We start from the raw sequence: 17888 nt of genomic DNA, 5'->3' as shown, positions 1-17888 counted from the left end.
AGAACCATCAGACGACAGGCGAAAGCCACCTCTCTAGACCATGCGATTGAGCTGGCCGATGCCTATAACAAGACCGTGGCGGCCAATGCCAGAATCCTGCCGGAAACCAGCAAGCTGGCCACGGCGCTGGAAGTGGTGGAATTGCTGGTGCAGTTTGTGTCGGAAAAACACCCCAAACAGCTGGGGGCGCTGGCAGAGGTGCTGGAGCCGTTTGGGGCGGAGGTGGAGAAGAGGTTTGGCTAGAACGGCAATGTACTAAATTTGCCGTCTGGATGTTTACGGGCAGAGCCAATAGTGACTAGCAAATTTAGATGATCGGTTAATTTCTCAAGTGATACATCATAGCCAGTTTGAGCAAGCAATTCCTTTATTTCTGAAGGGGTGTATTCTGCTTCAGCCAAGATTTTGGAGAGTGCGATACCAAGGTTCATCATCATTTCCTGTTAATTTATGATTGATTGAATGGCGGCTACTGCGGCGGCGGCAGGGATTGCATCGATAGCTTTTTCAACCAATTTTGCTAAAGCAGTATCTCCCATTTTACCTAACATGGTTTTTAGTCTGCTTTTGTCTTCGGCTGGAATATTAGACTGTTCGATTTTAGCAGCCAATAGCTGTTGTATGGTGTCGCTGTGTAGTTTGACTGTAATTACCCCAAGAGAGGCAGAGAGCCCCCCATCCGGTTTAAGGTAGTCAATACCATTATTTGTGATTTCGAGTGGCCGACCATGACGACGGCCCAGATGCGCTGCATATGCTGTGGATGCTGGCGCAAAGCGGCTTCGGTGCGATTGACTACACCGCCGTACCGCGCCACAGCGGCAGCGACGGGGTGCTGACTTTCGGCAGCGGCGCTTGGTAACAACCCGCTGAGGTGGCTCAAACGGTTTCAGACGGCCTTACATCTGACAATAGCGGCAAGATTAACTGCATCTTGCCGCTTAATTATGTCTATCAAATCCCGTTTTACCGCCGTTTTATCCGCTATTACAGGCAACACTGAGCCTGCGCCGAAAGCACCGCGCAAGGGCGAGCAGACCGCGCAGCTGGCCAAAGCCCGCGGCACCATCGGCGAGCATCCGAGCAAGGGGCTGACGCCGCAGAAATTGCATCAAATTTTAGAAGGGGCGGAAGACGGCGACATCACGGCGCAGTCGGAATTGTTTGCCGATATGGAGGAAAAAGACGGCCACATCTTTGCCGAGATGAGCAAGCGCAAACGCGCTTTAACCGGCTTGGATTGGCGGGTACCCCGAGGCACAAGACTACCTGCAAGGCGTGGAGATAGTCAGCCAATCCTACCGCGAGCTGCTACCGCAACATATTGGCAACCCGCGCACGTTATTAGTGCTCGACCCGCCCTACGTCTGCACCCAGCAAGGCAACTACCGCAAGGCCGCCTACTTCGGCATGGTCGAGTTTCTGCGCCTGATGGCAATGGTGCGACCGCCTCTTGTATTCTTCTCCAGCACCCGAAGCGAACTGCCCGCCTATCTCGACCTCGTGGCTGAGCTACACCTGCCCGGCTGGGAGCGTTTTGCAGGCAGCCAAACCCTGACAGTAAGCAGCACCATCAACCGCAATTCAAGCTATGATGACCACCTGATTTATAAGTTCTGACGACAAGCGGCATACTACTTATTAAAGGCATAAGATAATCCCCGTTTAACAGACCATTAAACGGGGATAAATTTGTGCAAAAGCTGATACAATTTGCTACGCTGCGGCGGTGCAAAAGCTAATGCCAATTCAGGCAAAAGCTGCCGCCGCCTTACAAAACCCGACAAACAAACTTTAACCTTCGCCTGCTGATTTTTTTGTAAAAACCAACAATGGTGTTATTCGATGGCGATTTGTTGACCTAAGTCAAATTATTCTTGCTCCAGTATATTTTTGTACTGAATCTAGGCTTTTCCGTCTAAAATGTGGCAAAAACAGCCTCGCTCGCTTGAAAATTTAACGTAATTATTCCCACAAATATGTTAAGCTTATGCTGTTTGGTAGTTAAGACGTTTGTGTCTTTAGCATAGCGTTTGATTGCTGGATAGGGGGCTGCCGAAGTTGGGCGGTATGGCCTGGCCAAGCAGCCGTTTTATGTTTGTTGAATCGGAGTGTTGTTATCATGAACAAACTCAAAAGCTTCCTGATATGGGGCGTTGTGGTGTTGGCCGGCTTGGCCGCCTTTACCACTTTGGCTATCCATCGCGGTGAGCAGGTAAGTGCGGTGTGGATGGTGATTGCTGCCGTCTCCGTATATGCCATTGCCTACCGCTTTTATAGCCTCTACATTGCCAAAAACGTAATGCAGCTCGATCCCAACCGGCTCACGCCGGCCGAGCGCCATAACGATGGCTTGGACTATGTGCCGACGCACAAAGGCGTGCTGTTCGGCCACCATTTTGCCGCCATCGCCGGCGCCGGCCCGTTGGTAGGCCCGGTGTTGGCCGCGCAGATGGGTTATTTGCCCGGCACGCTGTGGATTATCTTCGGCGTGGTGTTTGCCGGTGCGGTTCAGGACGCGATGGTGTTGTTCGTGTCCATGCGCCGTGACGGTAAATCCTTGGGCGACATCGTGAAACAAGAGCTGGGCACTGTAGCCGGCGTGATTGCCTCCATCGGCATTCTGATGATTATGGTGATCATTATGGCCGTGCTGGCGCTGATTGTGGTGAAAGCTTTGGTTCACAGCCCGTGGGGTACTTTCACCATCGCCGTTACCATCCCGATCGCTCTGTTTATGGGTATCTACACCCGCTATATCCGTCCGGGCAAAATCGGCGAGATTTCCATCGTCGGCTTTATCCTGCTGGTATTGGCGATTGTGTACGGTAAAAACGTGGCCGAAAGCTCCTTCGGGCACTGGTTCGACTTGGAAGGTCTGTCTATCGCCTGGGCGGTGATGATCTACGGCTTCATCGCTTCCGTGTTGCCGGTGTGGCTGCTGCTCACCCCGCGTGACTACCTCTCCACCTTCCTGAAAATCGGTACCATCATTGCATTGGCTTTGGGCATTATCATCGTTAGCCCACCGCTGCAAATGCACGCGGTTACTCGTTTCACCGACGGTACCGGTCCGGTATTCTCAGGTCATCTGTTCCCCTTCCTGTTCATCACCATCGCTTGCGGTGCGGTATCCGGCTTCCATGCCCTGATTTCTTCAGGTACCACGCCGAAAATGGTGGAAAACGAAGAGCACGTACGCATGATCGGCTACGGCGGCATGATTATGGAAAGCTTTGTGGCCATTATGGCGCTGGCTGCCGCTTCTTCGCTTGATCCTGGTGTGTACTTTGCCATGAACAGCCCGGCTGCCCTGATCGGCACCGACGCTGCCAATGCCGCACACGTGATCACCACCCAGCTGGGCTTCCCGGTAAGCGAAGCTACCCTGCTGCACGTGGCCAAAGAAGTGGGCGAACACACCATTCTGTCTCGTGCAGGCGGTGCGCCGACTCTGGCCGTGGGTATGGCTCACATCATGAGCCAGCTGATCCCGGGCGAAAGCATGATGGCATTCTGGTATCACTTCGCGCTGCTGTTTGAAGCCTTGTTCATCCTGACTGCTGTGGACGCCGGTACCCGTGTGGCCCGCTTCATGATCCAGGACTTGGGCAGTATCTTCTACAAACCCTTCGGCAACACCGACAGCCTACCGGCTAACTTGATTGCCACCTTTATGGCCGTTGCACTGTGGGGCTACTTCCTCTACACCGGTGTAACCGACCCGTTGGGCGGCATCAACTCCCTGTGGCCGCTGTTTGGTATCGCCAACCAGATGCTCGCAGGTGTGGCTCTGATCCTGTGTACCGTGGTTCTGATTAAGATGAAACGCGACCGCTACATTTGGGTTACTTTGGTTCCGGCGCTCGGCGTATTGCTGGTAACCTGCTATGCCGGCTGGCAAAAAGTGTTCGATTCCAACCCGCGCGTAAGCTTTATGGCCCACGCTGCCAAATACAAAGAAGCCTTGGCTCGTGGCGAAATCTTGGCTCCGGCTAAAACCGCCGAAGAGATGAGCCGTATCGCCTTCAACGACTATGTAAACTCCGGCCTGACCGTGCTGTTCTTGGCTGTGGTGGTAGTTGTGGCTGTTTACGGCTTCCAGGTAGCCATGAAGGCTCGTAAGGTTGGCTGGCCGACCGCTCAGGAAATCCCGCCGGTATTCCGTAATGAAACCGCCGGCGCAAGCTCCGAGGCCGTGAATGAAGCATAAGCTGAAACAGCGCCTCCATCAGGCTTGGAAAACAGCCAAGCTGACTGCCAACCTGATGGTGGGCGTGCCGGATTACGCCAACTACGTGGCACGCCAACGGCGCTATAACCCCAACGCACCGGTGATGACCGAGCAGCAGTTTGCAGACTACTGCCGCAAACGCCGCTGCGGAGCCAACGGCGGCCGCTGCTGCTGATTCTGGCTTTAGCCAAACCAAACCGCTTGAAAAGGCATGCCCTTTCAAGCGGTTTTCTATATGCAGCGATTGACATGCTGAGCACAGAGACCATGCCTTGCTACTATTGGTTGCAATATTTTCAGGTAGCTCTTGCAAAACATGAAGAGGCTACCTGAAAACGTTTTTAACCCCTAGCCCCGCAGCCCTGCTGCGTTTGGTGTTAAAATTCCGCCCAAACTAAATCACGGAAAAACCATGAACCACACTCTTGAAGTCAGCCCCATCAGCCGCCCCGTGCTTGTTCCGCCGGGCGGGCAAAACAAAGTCTTACTCCACTCCTGCTGCGCTCCGTGCAGCGGCGAAGTGATGGAAGCCCTGCTTGCTTCCGGCATCGACTACACCATCTATTTCTACAATCCCAACATCCACCCGCTCAAAGAATATCTGCTGCGCAAAGAAGAAAATATGCGCTTTGCCGATAAATTCGGTATTCCTTTCATCGATAAAGATGACGATTACGAAAACGACCGCAAAGAATGGTTTGAGAAAGCCAAAGGCATGGAGTTTGAGCCCGAGCGCGGTATCCGCTGCACCATGTGCTTCGACATGCGTTTTGAAAAAGCTGCCCAATACGCCCACGAAAACGGCTTTCCCGTGTTCACCAGCAGCCTCGGTATTTCCCGATGGAAAAACATGAATCAGATTAACGATTGCGGTCGCCGTGCCGCTGAACAGTATCCCGGCTTGGTGTATTGGGATTTCAACTGGCGCAAAGGCGGTGGCAGCGCACGTATGATCGAAATCAGCAAGCGTGAGCACTTCTACCAGCAGGAATATTGCGGCTGTGCCTATTCCCTGCGCGATTCTAACGCCCACCGTAAATCACAAGGGCGGCCGCCGATTAAAATCGGTGTGAAGTATTACGGGGATGAAGAGGAGTAAGATTAAGCTGCTCCAATTGCGTTGTGCATCAATAAGGCTACCTGAAAGTTTGGTTTCACAGAAATTTCGCTCTATGGCGTTTTCATTTTGGTGAAGCTGGGCTTTCAGGTAGCCTTTTGCCGTTTCTATTCTAGGCCAAACGCATTACGGCAACTCAATCCCTAATTGTTTCGTTACCCTGCGCGGTAGGGCGAAGCGGCAGGTTTTGTTGGGATCGACCACTTGGCACACTTGCAAATCGCCGGCGATGCTTTGTAGGGCGATGGCTTGGTTGGTATCGAGCCCGCCGTGGGCGGTGAGCAGGTCGGTGGCCATCAGGGTGGCGGTTTCGGCGGCTTGGTCTAGATCGGGACTGGAGGCGATGGTGTAGCAGCAGTCGGCAGTTACGGCCAGCGGCAGGGGATAGGGGCGGCCTTTGATGACGCTCACGTCCACTTCCACCGCGCCTTTGATTTCCAGGCCGGAAATGCCTACCTCGCCGTCGCCCATGCCGGCGTGCAAATCGCCCATGGCCAGCAGCGCGCCGGGCACGTTTACCGGCAGGAGCAGCGTGGTGCCTTCGGCGATGATTTTGGTGTCCATATTGCCGCCGTGTGCATCGGGCGTGCCGCAGCTGATGGCGCCTTCGGCGGGTGCGGTGCCGATGACGCCGATCATCGGGTTGAGCGGCAGGCGCACTTTGCCGAATAAGACAACGTGGTTGTCTTCCACCGGCACGATGTCGATGCGCCCGCGTTCCAACCGGTTGCCGGCCACGCCTGCGCCGGGTAGGGTGGCGAGCACGGCCTGTTTGCCCAATTCGATGCGGCGGATGTGTACGCGCAGGGTATCGCCCGGCTCGGCGCCTTCCACAAACAGGGGGCCGGTGGCGGGATTGATGCGGTTCCAGTCGAGATTGTCGAAGGTGTCGGCGGGGGTTTGGATTTGGTCGGTGAAGCAGTCGCAGGTTTCAAAACGCACGCGGCTGCCGGATGCGGCGCGCAGCACGGGGGCGTTGTCGGGCGACATGGCGAATACGGTTTGGCTGGCGGGAATAGTGGGGAGTGTGGTCATGGCAGGTATCCTTGTGGTTAGGGGAATGGATTGGCTGTAAGGCTACCTGAAAATTGGTTTGGTCTCTACATTTTCAGGTAGCCTTTTCGGCGTTCTCTGATAATCAGCGAACAAAAACGGCATCCCCAATCGGATGCCGTTTGCTCATGCTGGGGCGGGCTATTTCAGGAAGTTCACGAAGCCCGACAAAATCAGTGCGTTGATGATGTCCACGAAGAACGCACCCACCAGCGGCACAATCAGGAAGGCTTTGTGCGAAGGGCCGAAGCGCTCGGTGATGGACTGCATATTGGCTACGGCGGTGGGGGTAGCGCCGAGGCCGAAACCGCAGTGGCCGGCGGCCAGCACGGTGGCATCGTAGTCGCGGCCCATGAATACGTAGGTTACGTAGGTGGCATACAGAATCATCACCACGGTTTGAACCAGCAGGATAATGGTTACTTGACCTGCCAAACCGGTCAGCTGCCACAGTTGCAGGTTCAGCAGGGCCATGGCCAGGAAGAGCGAGAGCGAGGCATTGCCGAACACGTCAATAGCGCGGTCGAACATATTGAATTTAAACGCACTCACCAATACGTTGCGCAACACCACGCCGCCAAACAGCGCCCACACGAATTTGGGCAGGTCGAACAGGTATTGTTTGTCGATACCGTCCATAATTTCGGCAAACGAGAGGCAGGCGGCAAACATGGCCAGGGTTTCGATGGCCGAAGTGGCGGTGATCAGGCGGGTTTGCTCGGCACGCTCAAACATATCGTCGGTGCTGTAATCCGGATCGTCGTCGGCAGAGCGCAGGTGGTCGGCTTCCACAGTTGCGGAATCCAAGGGTTTACGCCCCATTTTGTTGATGAGTCGGCGAGCCACCGGGCCGCCGATGATGCCGCCGGCCACCAGGCCGAAGGTGGCTGAGGCCATGCCCAATTCAGCTGCAGCAGGCACGCCGTATTTGATTAAGTCGGGCGCCCAGCCGGCTGCCGTACCGTGGCCGCCGGTGAGGGTGATGGAGCCGGTAATCAGGCCGGTCATCGGGTGCAGACCGAACACGCTGGCCAAGCCCACGCCGATAACGTTTTGCACAAAGATAAATGCGCCTACGATGGCGGTGAACACCACCAGCGGAATACCGCCGGCTTTCAGACGGGAGAAATCCGCGCTCAGGCCGATGGAGGTAAAGAAAATCAGCATAAATGCGTCTTGCAGCGGTTTCTGAAACTGGAAGCCGATGCCCGTGGTCGCATGCAGGCTAAACAGGCAGATAGCCGCCACTAGGCCGCCCGCCACCGGCTCGGGAATATTGAAATCCCGCAAAAACTTGATTTTGCTAACCATCAGTTTACCCAATAGCAGCACCATGGTGGCTGCAATCAGGGTGTAGTAGCTGTTCACTTCTATCATGGCTTTATCCCTATGGAAAATAAAGAAACAATTAAATGCAGGCCTGTTGTCCGCCAACAGGCCTCGAGTAAATATTAGGATAGCAGTTAAAAATTGTCAAAGGCTATTGATTGTTTTTTACAAAGAGCAGAGGCTATCTGAAAAACGGCAGGGTGACTGTAATGTTTGATAATTATGGTGTTTTAACTATTTTGGCACTGTATTTGGGTGATGCTTGGTATGGCAAAGGGTTGGGTTGATATCGGCTACCGGCTTTCTGCTTTGTATGGCTTGCAACCATAGGATCGCCAATCAAAAGGCTACCTGCAAAACTTTCAGGTAGCCTTTTAGTATGCTGCAGCCAGGCAGGAAAGCTCGTTGCCGACTCTGCTGTTTCAATCGGCGTAATACACTTGGCAATGCACGTTTGTCCGATGCAGCAGCAGGCTGATGGGGCGTTCGTTCGAGGGCATGGCAGCGGCCTGTTCCAGCACGGCGCGTTTGTCTGCACCCTGAATCGATAACAACAGCTGCGGCACGGCGGCGAGAGCGTTCAGGCTCATGCTGATGCGTTCGTGTGCGGCGGTAACCGGGCTGGTGTGCACCAGTTTGCTGCGGCATTCGGGCGACACAGCCGCGGCCAGCTGCGGGGCTTGCGGGAACAACGAGGCGGTATGGCCGTCCGCGCCCATGCCGAGCACGATGATGTCGGGCGTGGGAAAGGCAGCCTCGGCTTCGGCTAGGGCGGCGGCAGGATCGGACACATCGGTTTGTTCGCCTACCAGCGGCAGGAAGCGGGCAGCTGCGGCGGCGTGTTGCAGCAGGTGGCGGCGCACCAGCGCGGCGTTGCTGTCGGCGTGCCGTGGCGGCACGAGCCGCTCATCCACCAGGGTGATGGTGACGTCCGGCCAATCCAGTTTTGCCTGTGACAAGGCTTCAAAAAGCGCTATAGGCGAGCGACCGCCGGATACGGCCAGCACGGCATGGCCTTGTGTGTGCAGGCAATCGCGCAGGCAGTTGGCTACGGCTTCGGCCAGTGCGGCAGCTTGGGTGGAGGGAGAGGGGAAGGTGTGCCAGGTGAGGGATGGAGGCATAAAAGATTTTCCGGTGGTTAAGTGCAAAATTTCAGGTAGCCTAAGGCTACCTGAAAGGGGGGATGGTTTGATTTAGGTCTCGTTAAGAGACAATAAAAAGCAAGATAAAGATACAAACATACAATGCGACGATGCCGAGGACACCGAATAATATGGGCTTGCCCCATGAACGACGTGGATAGTTTGAGCCATATCGTTCTTTCACTAAGGCCACTTGCTTGCGCCCTACTGCGCCATACCAGGCACCGAGTGCAGCAATGCCGACAAAGTTGGCCTTTATTCCGGAGAAAATAGCGAGGAGGATCGCGATCACCAGTACGGCCAGTGTGCCCCACATAAAGCCCTTATTCAGCTTTTCCAGTTCGGCATCGCCCATGGCGCGGGCGTTGAACATATGCAGCGCAGCGCCGAAAATAGGGGAAAACAGCAGTGACCAGCAGGCAGCTGCGTTCGGGTTCCACAAGGCAGGGGCTGCTTGGCTGGTACGTGAGCCAAGGTCTTCACTTTGCGGGGGGAGGTAGCGTTCGTCAGAACTCATGGCAGTTCTCCTTCGGGGTTGAGTATGTAAATCAACTAGAATTATATCTTGGGGTGAATGGCAGTTGCCATAGAGGCTACCTGAAAATTTAGGTAGCTTTTGTCGTACCTGCCGTTTCAAGCTTCGGTTACAAGGCTGCGGTCGTAGGTTTTTTCGCAGTAGTGGCATTTGAGTCGGGTTTGGTTGCCTAGGCGGCGTACGTAGAAGCGGCTGGCAACGGGTTCGCTGTGGCTGGCGCAGTTGGGGTTGGGGCATCGGAAGACTTCGCTGATGGTTTCGGGCAGCCTGAGCAACATTTTTTGTTCGACTTTGAAGTTGGTGATGAGGTTTACCGTGGCTTCGGGGGCGAACAGGGCGAGGCGGTTGGCGGCGGCTTCGTTGAGTTTGATACCGTTGATTTTGATGATGTCTTTGCGGCCGTACCGTTTGCTGGGCAGGTTGAAGCCGACGGTTACGGCACAGCCTTCGTGCAGTAGCTTGAATTGGCGCAGGATGGTGAGGGCGAGGCCGGCTGGGATGTGGTCGATAACGGTGCCGTTTTCGATGGCTTCGACGCTGAGGCTTTTGTTGTCCATTTGGATTTCCGAATAAGGTTGGATGGAATACAGGCTACCTGAAATTTCAGGTAGCCTGCAAGAGCCGGGTTAGTTTTTCTGATACAGCCGCACGTAGTCGATCAAGGTGGTTTGGACGGGGAACGGGTCGGTGGGGCGGGGTGGGTCTAGCTTGTCCTCCCATTCTGCGTAGTCATTTAGAATGAAATACCAGGGGCCTTTGGCTCTGAATACCTGATCCAGCATTTGGCGGTTAACGTTGAGTTTGGCAAAGTCTTCATCCGGCATGGTGGAGGGGTAGCCGCCTGATGCGTCGGTCTGGCTGCGGTCGATAACGTCCACCGTGGTGTTGTCGTCCACTGTGTAGTGGGACACGGGGATGAGCTTACCGTCTAGATAGTAGCGCACTTTCTGGCCGTCAAACTCGATTGCCCATACATGCCAATCGCCATCTAGCGGGGTAGCTTGCCGATTGATGTGCTGTTCCAAGCGGTGCGCGAAAACGCGCGTGCGCCAAGTGCCTCTTTTGTGACTATAGAAACAGCTGGCGTGTGTTGAGGACCAAGCATATGCCCGTGCAGAGGAATACCACTCGAGAATATCGAGCTCACCGTAGGGGTCGTTGGCAGCAGGGTTGCTGCCGCAATTTTGCAAGGTTTCGCTATTGCGCAGCCATAGTGCCGTGCGCATGCCCCTTGAGCCGTTCCAGTTAATTTTGGCTCGGATTTCGGCACGGAACGGTTTCCCACCATCCACAATTTGACCAGACTCCAAGCGGCCGCTTGAATATTGGGCAACTTTGTTGGCTGGGCAGGGGCCCGTGGTGAAGTTTTGATCGGTAAGCGGATCACCTTGGCGGGCCACGCAATGTCGGCGGGTGGTGATTTGAATGTATTTATTTTCCACCAGCGCGATGTTGCCTGGGAGATAAGAAAGGTGGCTATCTAAGTGATTGGGTATGAGTCTGGCCGCCATGTCGGATGTTTCACCGTTGTTAAACTCATAGCATTTGACGCTGGTCCATTTGCCTGATGCATCCGTAGCCGATGGACAGCCGGTAACGGGAGGCTGAGGCTGAGGTTGCGGCTGAGGTTGCGGCTGAGGTTGCGGCTGAGGCTGAGGTTGCGGCTGAGGTTGCGGCTGAGGTTGCGGCTGAGGCTGAGGTTGCGGCTGAGGCTGAGGCTGAGGTTGCGGTTGAGCTTCAGACTGCGGTCCGTTGGGAACGGATATATTCGCATCCCGAGAGTAGCCGCCGTTGGCAAAACCAATCGAATAATTGCGGTTTTTTTCGTCTTCTTTACAACCGCTCACCAGCACGGCGATACATGCTAGGGCTAAAGCTTTTTTGGCATACATGATCAATCCCTTTGTTAGAAAAATCTGATGGAGTGTGGAAGTAGGAACTTCCCAAATGGGCAGATAGTGTGTATGCGCGGCAGGCGGGAACAATTGCTTGGGCTACTTAAAACTGACATTTTCAGGTAGCCTGTTACAAATATTGACGTTATACGCTTTCGTTTAGCACTAATGACAGCATGGCCATGCGTGCGAATACACCGTTTTTTGCTTGTTCAAAATAGTAAGCATAAACCGTGCCATCCACGTTGGGATGGATTTCGTCGACGCGGGGCAGGGGGTGCAGTACGCGCAGGTTGGGTTTGGCCTGGGCGAGGGTGGCAGCTTCGAGGTTGAATTTGCCTTGGATTTTGGCGAATTCTTGTTCGTCGAAGCGTTCGCGCTGCACGCGGGTCATGTAGAGGATGTCGGCGTGGCGGGCGGCTTCTTCGAGGCTGGGTAGGATTTGGTAGCGGCAGCCGGCTGCGTCGAGCTCTTCGGTGATGTAGTCGGGCATGGCGAGGCTGGGCGGGGAGACGAAGATGAATTCGGCTTGGTGCCGTTTCATGGCTTGGGCGAGGGAGTGGACGGTGCGGCCGTATTTGAGGTCGCCGGCCATGGCGATAACGAGCTTGTCGAGCCGGCCTTGGGTTTCTTGGATGGTAACGAGGTCGAGCAGGGTTTGGCTGGGGTGTTGGTTGGTGCCGTCGCCGGCGTTGATGACGGGCACGGCGGAGAATTCAGCCAGCACGCGGGCGGCGCCGTCTTTGGGGTGGCGGATGATGATGGCGTCGGTGTAACTGGAGATGATGCGGGCGGTATCGGCCAGGGTTTCGCCTTTTTTGGCGCTGGTGTTGGCGCCGTCGGAAAAGCCGATAACTTTGCCGCCGAGCCGCTGTACGGCGGTTTCGAAGGAGAGGCGGGTACGGGTGGAGGGCTCGAAGAAGCAGGAGCCGATGAGCCTGCCTTCAAGCAAGTTGCGGTGCGGTTCGCGCTTGAGGCGCAGGGCGGTATCCAGCAGGCATTCGAGCTGTTCGTTGCTCAGGTCGGGAATGGAGATGAGGTGCTGGCTGTAGAGTGGGTTGGGCATGGGTGGCTCCGGGCGGGTTGGCAAACGGGCGTATTATGCGCTGTTTGCCGGGAAGAGGCTACCTGAAAACGGTGGCGAGGCCTGGCTGCCATAGTGAATCAAAAGAAGGATACGGCAGAGTTGGCTTATCTTGCTGCGCTGAGTGTACTGCCTGCGGCTCGCCGCCTTGTTCCGTTCTTAATTTTATCTACTATATTTCAGGTAGCCCCTTTAAAATCGGCAATCAGGCTACCTGAAAATTTAGAGGAGCCGTTTCAATCCGTGGCAGTGAGTGCTTTCAGGTAGCCTTATGTTGGCGCAACAGGCTACCTGAAAATATGCTCTCTCCGCGGCCAAACAAATTTGCCGTCAAACGCCGCAATTCCGTTACAATATCGCCCGTTATCAATTTTTCAGTTGGAGAGGCGCAATGGCTGAATTCCACATTGCCAAAACCGTGGCCGGAGGCCGCGATTTATTCTTGCTCGGCCAGATGGCCAACCGCCACGGCCTGATTGCCGGGGCTACCGGCACGGGCAAAACCGTTACCCTGCGCAAAATGGCTGAAGGTTTCAGCGCGCAAGGCATCCCCGTGTTTATGAGCGACGTGAAGGGCGACCTCTCCGGCATTGCCAACCCGGGCGACGGGCAGGGCAAAGTGGGCGAGCGCATGGCTCAATTCGGGCTGGACGCAGAAGGCTACCTGAAAGGCTGTCCGGTGCGTTTTTGGGATGTATACGGCGAAACCGGCATTCCCGTGCGCGTAACCATTTCCGAAATGGGCCCCCTGCTGCTCTCCCGCCTGATGGGGCTGAACGACACGCAGGAAGGCTTGCTCAACCTGGTATTCAAAGCCGCCGACGACAAAGGCTGGCATCTGATCGATTTGAAAGACCTGCGCGGCATGCTGCAATACGTGGCTGAGCACGCCAAAGAATACCGCACCCAATACGGCAACGTTTCCGCCGCCAGCGTCGGCGCCATTCAGCGCCAGTTGCTGCAGTTGGAAAGCGAGGGCGGCGATGTGTTTTTCGGCGAGCCGGAGCTTAATCTGCAAGACTGGCTGCAAACCGAAGGCGGGCAGGGCGTAATCAATATCTTGAATGCCGAAAAATTGATGCGCTCGCCGCGCCTCTATAGCGCGTTCTTGTTGTGGTTTTTGGCCGAACTGTTTGAAATCTTGCCCGAAGCCGGCGATTTGGACAAACCCAAATTCGTCATGTTCTTCGATGAGGCTCATTTGCTGTTCGACAACGCCGCCGACACCCTGCTCAAGCAAGTTGAGCAAGTGGTGCGCCTGATTCGTTCCAAAGGCGTGGGCGTTTATTTCGTTACCCAAAACCCACTCGATTTGCCCGACACCGTGCTCGGCCAGCTCGGCAACCGCGTGCAGCACGCCCTGCGCGCCTTTACCCCGCGCGATCAAAAAGCCGTGCGTGCCGCCGCCGAAACCTTCCGCAGCAATCCGAATTTGGATGTGGCGCAGGCGATTACCGAATTGGGCGTGGGCGAGGCGCTGGTGTCTTTCCTTGATGAAAAAGGCATGCCCGGAATCGTGGAGCGAGCCTTCGTGCTGCCGCCGCAATCCCAGCTTGCTCCACTCGCCGCCGCTGAGCGCGACAGCCGTTTCCAAAACGACATCCTCTACCGTCACTATAAAGACGCGGTGGACAACTTCTCCGCCTACGAAGCGCTGCAACAGCTGGAACAGGAGCAGGCTGCCGCTGCTCAGGCAGAAGCCGAAGCCAAAGCCAAAGCACAAAATGCTGCCACCGCGTCTGCCCAAAAAGCCGAAAGCAACAAAGGTGGCGTGCTGGACGGTTTCCTCGGAGGCCTATTCGGCAGCCGCAAACGCGCCAACCAAGGCTTGGGCTACGATTTGGCCGATTCGCTCGGCAGCCAGGTGAACAAGCAGATCACCCGTAGCATCACCCGCAGCATTATGGGTGTGATCCGCAATGCGATAAAGTAAAGGCTACCTGAAGGTTGTAGCCGGGTTTGCTGCTAGGGCAGAGGCTCGGCCAAGCCAAAAGCAGATGCTTTATATATAGCCATTAAGAGGCTACCTGAAAACAGGTTAGGACAGTTTTAGGTAGCCTCGTTGTTTGGCTGGTTGATGCGGAGAGCCTCTCTGCTTCTGTGCAGAAAACAACAGCTCCGACCGTAAACCACGAAAAGCTAAGGTATATTCCGCTGCTGCCATTGACCCGTCGCTTGCAAAAGAACTATAATTCCGCTCTTGCCGGCATGGTGTCGGCAAATATTTAACTCAACAGGACGAGAAAATATGCCAACTATTAACCAGTTAGTACGCAAGGGCCGCAAAAAGCCCGAGTACGTAAACAAGGTGCCCGCATTGGAAGCCTGCCCGCAAAAACGCGGCGTATGCACCCGTGTGTACACCACTACTCCGAAAAAACCGAACTCCGCTTTGCGTAAAGTGTGCAAAGTGCGCCTAACCAACGGATTTGAAGTGATTTCATATATCGGCGGTGAAGGCCACAACTTGCAAGAGCACAGCGTGGTGCTGATCCGCGGCGGTCGTGTGAAAGACTTGCCGGGTGTGCGCTACCACACTGTTCGTGGTTCTTTGGATACTGCCGGCGTGAAAGATCGCAAACAGGCACGCTCCAAATACGGTGCTAAACGCCCGAAATAATTTTTTAATACAGGCACGTCGGCCGTTATTGCTGATATAAGCCGGCCGAGTAAGTGAATGCTCCCCAATGGGCATTCGCGGGAATCATCCCAGCTGAATAGATTAAAGGAAATTGAAATGCCAAGACGTAGAGAAGTCCCCAAGCGCGACGTATTGCCGGATCCGAAGTTCGGCAGCGTTGAACTGACCAAGTTTATGAATGTCTTGATGGTTGACGGTAAAAAATCGGTTGCCGAGCGTATCGTGTACGGTGCTCTGGAGCAAATTGCCAAGAAAGTACAGGGCAAAGAAGCAATCGAAGTGTTTAACGAAGCCATCGACAATGCCAAACCCATCGTAGAAGTGAAAAGCCGCCGTGTTGGTGGTGCTAACTACCAGGTTCCTGTTGAGGTTCGTCCTTCCCGCCGTTTGGCCTTGGCAATGCGCTGGGTGCGCGATGCAGCCCGCAAACGTGGCGAAAAATCTATGGATTTGCGCCTGGCCGGTGAGTTGATTGATGCCGCAGAAGGCCGTGGCGGTGCCATGAAAAAACGTGAAGAAGTACACCGCATGGCTGAAGCCAACAAAGCCTTCTCTCACTTCCGCTTCTAATTCTGAAAGGCGATTGAAATGGCTCGTAAAACCCCGATTAATTTGTACCGTAATATCGGTATTTCTGCCCACATTGATGCGGGTAAAACCACTACTACCGAACGTATTCTGTTCTACACCGGCCTGACCCACAAATTGGGTGAGGTGCATGATGGTGCGGCTACTACCGACTACATGGAACAAGAGCAAGAGCGTGGTATCACCATTACCTCTGCTGCTGTAACTTCCTATTGGTCTGGTATGGCGAAGCAGTTCCCTGAGCACCGCTTCAACATCATCGACACTCCCGGACACGTTGACTTCACCGTAGAGGTGGAGCGTTCGATGCGTGTATTGGACGGCGCAGTAATGGTTTACTGTGCGGTAGGTGGTGTTCAGCCTCAATCTGAAACTGTGTGGCGCCAAGCCAATAAATACCAAGTTCCGCGTTTGGCATTTGTAAACAAAATGGACCGTCAAGGTGCCAACTTCTTCCGCGTGGTTGAGCAGATGAAAACCCGTCTGCGCGCCAATCCTGTGCCGATCGTGATTCCGGTTGGTGCTGAGGATAAATTCGAAGGCGTGGTAGACTTGCTGAAGATGAAAGCTATTCTTTGGAATGAAGCCGACAAAGGCGTAACTTTCGAATATGTCGATATCCCGGCTGATTTGGTTCCGACAGCTGAAGAGTGGCGTCAGAATATGATCGAAGCCGCCGCCGAAGCCAGCGAAGAGCTGATGGACAAATACTTGGGCGGTGAAGAGCTGTCTGAAGAAGAAATCGTTGGCGCGCTGCGTCAGCGTACGTTGGCCGGTGAAATCCAGCCGATGTTGTGCGGTTCTGCATTTAAAAATAAAGGTGTTCAGCGCATGTTGGATGCCGTGGTTGAACTGTTGCCTGCTCCGACCGATATTCCTCCGGTTCAAGGTGTTAACCCTGATACCGAAGAAGCTGACAGCCGCCAAGCCAGCGATGACGAGAAATTCTCCGCTTTGGCTTTCAAGATGCTGAATGATAAATACGTTGGTCAGCTGACCTTTATCCGTGTTTACTCCGGCGTGGTGAAATCTGGCGACACTGTACTGAACTCTGTTAAAGGCACTCGTGAGCGTATCGGTCGTTTGGTGCAGATGACTGCCGCTGACCGTACTGAAATTGAAGAAGTGCGTGCTGGTGATATCGCTGCTGCCATCGGTTTGAAAGACGTAACCACTGGTGAGACCCTGTGTGCGGAAAATGCCCCGATCATCTTGGAACGCATGGAATTCCCCGAGCCGGTAATCCATATTGCCGTTGAGCCGAAGACTAAGGCTGACCAAGAGAAAATGGGTATTGCTCTGAACCGTTTGGCTAAAGAAGACCCGTCTTTCCGTGTGCGCACTGATGAAGAGTCTGGCCAAACCATTATTTCCGGTATGGGCGAGCTGCACTTGGAAATTATCGTGGACCGCATGAAGCGTGAGTTTGGCGTGGAAGCTAATGTGGGCGCACCGCAGGTAGCCTACCGTGAAACTATTCGCAAAGAAGTGGAATCCGAAGCTAAACACGTTAAACAGTCTGGCGGTAAAGGTCAGTATGGTCACGTTGTGATCAAAATGGAACCGATGGAGCCGGGTGGTGAAGGCTACGAATTTATCGATGAAATTAAAGGTGGTGTGATTCCTCGCGAATTCATTCCTTCTGTCGATAAAGGTATCCGCGACACCCTGCAAAACGGTATCGTAGCCGGTTATCCGGTGGTAGACGTCCGCGTTCGTCTGACTTTCGGTTCTTACCACGATGTGGACTCTTCGCAAATCGCGTTTGAATTGGCCGCTTCTATGGCATTCAAAGACGGTATGCGTAAAGCCTCTCCGGTGCTGCTGGAGCCGATTATGGCTGTAGAAGTGGAAACTCCGGAAGAATACATGGGCGATGTAATGGGCGACTTGAACCGTCGCCGTGGCATCGTATTGGGTATGGATGACGACGGTATTGGCGGCAAGAAAGTTCGTGCCGAAGTGCCGCTGGCCGAAATGTTCGGTTACTCAACCGACCTGCGTTCCGCTACCCAGGGTCGTGCCACCTACACCATGGAGTTCAAGAAATACGCAGAAGCTCCGGCTCATGTGGCAGAAAAAGTAGTAGCAGACCGCAAAGGTTAACTTTGCAATCTAGGCTGTCCTTTGAGATGGGCAGCCGTTTACAGGCTACCTGAAAACTATTTCAGGTGATGAAGCCAATTTTCAGGTAGCCTTTGTTCTTTTAATCGATCTTTATATGAAAAGGAATTAGCTCATGGCTAAGGAAAAATTTGAACGTAGCAAAC

Annotated in this window: 19 protein-coding genes and 1 pseudogene; 11 read left to right on the top strand and 9 right to left on the bottom strand. The window is 54.4% G+C overall.

The window, feature by feature from the left end; translation table 11 throughout:
• Nucleotides 1-243 (top strand): DUF1804 family protein (locus HMPREF2796_RS01030; RefSeq protein ID WP_141749131.1); only part of this gene is annotated, 243 nt, incomplete at its 5' end.
• Here the strand turns inward: HMPREF2796_RS01030 and HMPREF2796_RS01025 are convergent.
• The gene (locus HMPREF2796_RS01025; protein WP_083308607.1) at nt 240-431 is read right to left on the bottom strand and encodes a hypothetical protein; all 192 of its coding nucleotides are present in this window, start codon (nt 429-431) and stop codon (nt 240-242) included. The genes HMPREF2796_RS01030 and HMPREF2796_RS01025 overlap by 4 nt on opposite strands.
• Before the next feature lie 12 nt (nt 432-443).
• The gene (locus tag HMPREF2796_RS11315) at nt 444-611 is read right to left on the bottom strand and encodes a hypothetical protein (protein WP_168162805.1); all 168 of its coding nucleotides are present in this window, start codon (nt 609-611) and stop codon (nt 444-446) included.
• A gap of 107 nt (nt 612-718) precedes the next feature.
• On the opposite strand from HMPREF2796_RS11315, the gene HMPREF2796_RS11310 reads away from it, so the two are divergent.
• The 6 genes and pseudogenes from HMPREF2796_RS11310 to HMPREF2796_RS01005 all read left to right on the top strand — a co-directional run bounded on the left by HMPREF2796_RS11310 (nt 719) and on the right by HMPREF2796_RS01005 (nt 5333).
• On the top strand, nt 719-862 hold the full coding sequence (locus HMPREF2796_RS11310; protein WP_168162804.1) for a hypothetical protein: 144 nt from the start codon (nt 719-721) through the stop codon (nt 860-862).
• An 85-nt stretch (nt 863-947) separates the two neighbouring features.
• Nucleotides 948-1199, top strand: a pseudogene (locus HMPREF2796_RS11625) (DUF935 family protein); the annotation flags it as partial.
• 79 nt (nt 1200-1278) lie between these two features.
• Nucleotides 1279-1620 (top strand): hypothetical protein, encoded by a 342-nt coding sequence (locus tag HMPREF2796_RS11620; protein WP_246826831.1) that lies wholly within the window; start codon nt 1279-1281, stop codon nt 1618-1620.
• 502 nt (nt 1621-2122) lie between these two features.
• Nucleotides 2123-4213: a carbon starvation CstA family protein gene (locus HMPREF2796_RS01015; protein ID WP_064083691.1), complete on the top strand. Its 2091-nt coding sequence runs from the start codon at nt 2123-2125 to the stop codon at nt 4211-4213.
• The gene (locus HMPREF2796_RS01010) at nt 4203-4409 is read left to right on the top strand and encodes a YbdD/YjiX family protein (RefSeq protein WP_003824655.1); all 207 of its coding nucleotides are present in this window, start codon (nt 4203-4205) and stop codon (nt 4407-4409) included. Before HMPREF2796_RS01015 ends, HMPREF2796_RS01010 begins: the two co-directional genes overlap by 11 nt.
• Nucleotides 4410-4646: 237 nt before the next feature.
• On the top strand, nt 4647-5333 hold the full coding sequence (locus HMPREF2796_RS01005) for an epoxyqueuosine reductase QueH (RefSeq protein ID WP_049258565.1): 687 nt from the start codon (nt 4647-4649) through the stop codon (nt 5331-5333).
• A gap of 144 nt (nt 5334-5477) precedes the next feature.
• Here the strand turns inward: HMPREF2796_RS01005 and HMPREF2796_RS01000 are convergent, their stop codons facing one another.
• The 7 genes from HMPREF2796_RS01000 to pyrB form a co-directional block, all read right to left on the bottom strand.
• Entirely contained in the window at nt 5478-6386 is a 909-nt protein-coding gene (locus tag HMPREF2796_RS01000; protein WP_070630262.1) for an acetamidase/formamidase family protein, read from the bottom strand.
• Between the two features lie 159 nt (nt 6387-6545).
• Nucleotides 6546-7781: a sodium/glutamate symporter gene (gene gltS / locus HMPREF2796_RS00995; protein ID WP_141749123.1), complete on the bottom strand. Its 1236-nt coding sequence runs from the start codon at nt 7779-7781 to the stop codon at nt 6546-6548.
• A gap of 374 nt (nt 7782-8155) precedes the next feature.
• Entirely contained in the window at nt 8156-8854 is a 699-nt protein-coding gene (gene pgl / locus HMPREF2796_RS00990; protein WP_070630261.1) for a 6-phosphogluconolactonase, read from the bottom strand.
• A gap of 82 nt (nt 8855-8936) precedes the next feature.
• Nucleotides 8937-9392, bottom strand: a complete 456-nt coding sequence (locus HMPREF2796_RS00985) for a hypothetical protein (RefSeq protein WP_003824675.1) — start codon at nt 9390-9392, stop codon at nt 8937-8939.
• Nucleotides 9393-9508: 116 nt separating this feature from the next.
• Complete coding sequence (gene pyrI / locus HMPREF2796_RS00980; RefSeq protein WP_070630260.1) at nt 9509-9967, bottom strand: aspartate carbamoyltransferase regulatory subunit; 459 nt, start codon at nt 9965-9967, stop codon at nt 9509-9511.
• Between the two features lie 69 nt (nt 9968-10036).
• Nucleotides 10037-10921 (bottom strand): glycoside hydrolase family 16 protein, encoded by an 885-nt coding sequence (locus HMPREF2796_RS10670; protein ID WP_210385334.1) that lies wholly within the window; start codon nt 10919-10921, stop codon nt 10037-10039.
• 529 nt (nt 10922-11450) lie between these two features.
• Entirely contained in the window at nt 11451-12371 is a 921-nt protein-coding gene (gene pyrB / locus HMPREF2796_RS00970; RefSeq protein WP_070630258.1) for an aspartate carbamoyltransferase, read from the bottom strand.
• Between the two features lie 409 nt (nt 12372-12780).
• Here pyrB and HMPREF2796_RS00965 point away from each other — a divergent pair, with 409 nt between their 5' ends.
• From HMPREF2796_RS00965 to fusA, 4 genes are all read left to right on the top strand, one after another.
• On the top strand, nt 12781-14322 hold the full coding sequence (locus HMPREF2796_RS00965; RefSeq protein WP_070630257.1) for a helicase HerA-like domain-containing protein: 1542 nt from the start codon (nt 12781-12783) through the stop codon (nt 14320-14322).
• A 315-nt stretch (nt 14323-14637) separates the two neighbouring features.
• Nucleotides 14638-15009, top strand: coding sequence for a 30S ribosomal protein S12 (gene rpsL, locus HMPREF2796_RS00960; RefSeq protein WP_003824684.1), 372 nt, complete (start codon nt 14638-14640; stop codon nt 15007-15009).
• A 117-nt stretch (nt 15010-15126) separates the two neighbouring features.
• A complete protein-coding gene (gene rpsG / locus HMPREF2796_RS00955; protein ID WP_023887596.1) occupies nt 15127-15600 on the top strand; it encodes a 30S ribosomal protein S7 in 474 nt (157 codons plus the stop codon).
• Between the two features lie 18 nt (nt 15601-15618).
• The gene (fusA, locus tag HMPREF2796_RS00950; RefSeq protein ID WP_070630256.1) at nt 15619-17724 is read left to right on the top strand and encodes an elongation factor G; all 2106 of its coding nucleotides are present in this window, start codon (nt 15619-15621) and stop codon (nt 17722-17724) included.
• Nucleotides 17725-17888: the final 164 nt, after the last annotated feature.

The organism is Eikenella sp. HMSC071B05 (genome assembly GCF_001811325.1).
GTDB lineage: Bacteria > Pseudomonadota > Gammaproteobacteria > Burkholderiales > Neisseriaceae > Eikenella > Eikenella corrodens.
Note: the sequence above shows the minus strand (reverse complement) of the source record. Positions and strands in the feature narration are given on the sequence as shown.

Bases quoted from the DNA above. Each gene is read 5' to 3' on its own strand.
- HMPREF2796_RS01025 (WP_083308607.1), bottom strand. From the start codon at position 431: ATGAACCTTGGTATCGCACTCTCCAAAATCTTGGCTGAAGCAGAATAC.
- HMPREF2796_RS01015 (WP_064083691.1), top strand. From the start codon at position 2,123: ATGAACAAACTCAAAAGCTTCCTGATATGGGGCGTTGTGGTGTTGGCC.
- HMPREF2796_RS01010 (WP_003824655.1), top strand. From the start codon at position 4,203: ATGAAGCATAAGCTGAAACAGCGCCTCCATCAGGCTTGGAAAACAGCC.
- HMPREF2796_RS01005 (WP_049258565.1), top strand. From the start codon at position 4,647: ATGAACCACACTCTTGAAGTCAGCCCCATCAGCCGCCCCGTGCTTGTT.
- HMPREF2796_RS01000 (WP_070630262.1), bottom strand. From the start codon at position 6,386: ATGACCACACTCCCCACTATTCCCGCCAGCCAAACCGTATTCGCCATG.
- gltS (WP_141749123.1), bottom strand. From the start codon at position 7,781: ATGATAGAAGTGAACAGCTACTACACCCTGATTGCAGCCACCATGGTG.
- pgl (WP_070630261.1), bottom strand. From the start codon at position 8,854: ATGCCTCCATCCCTCACCTGGCACACCTTCCCCTCTCCCTCCACCCAA.
- HMPREF2796_RS00985 (WP_003824675.1), bottom strand. From the start codon at position 9,392: ATGAGTTCTGACGAACGCTACCTCCCCCCGCAAAGTGAAGACCTTGGC.
- pyrI (WP_070630260.1), bottom strand. From the start codon at position 9,967: ATGGACAACAAAAGCCTCAGCGTCGAAGCCATCGAAAACGGCACCGTT.
- HMPREF2796_RS10670 (WP_210385334.1), bottom strand. From the start codon at position 10,921: ATGGCGGCCAGACTCATACCCAATCACTTAGATAGCCACCTTTCTTAT.
- pyrB (WP_070630258.1), bottom strand. From the start codon at position 12,371: ATGCCCAACCCACTCTACAGCCAGCACCTCATCTCCATTCCCGACCTG.
- HMPREF2796_RS00965 (WP_070630257.1), top strand. From the start codon at position 12,781: ATGGCTGAATTCCACATTGCCAAAACCGTGGCCGGAGGCCGCGATTTA.
- rpsL (WP_003824684.1), top strand. From the start codon at position 14,638: ATGCCAACTATTAACCAGTTAGTACGCAAGGGCCGCAAAAAGCCCGAG.
- rpsG (WP_023887596.1), top strand. From the start codon at position 15,127: ATGCCAAGACGTAGAGAAGTCCCCAAGCGCGACGTATTGCCGGATCCG.
- fusA (WP_070630256.1), top strand. From the start codon at position 15,619: ATGGCTCGTAAAACCCCGATTAATTTGTACCGTAATATCGGTATTTCT.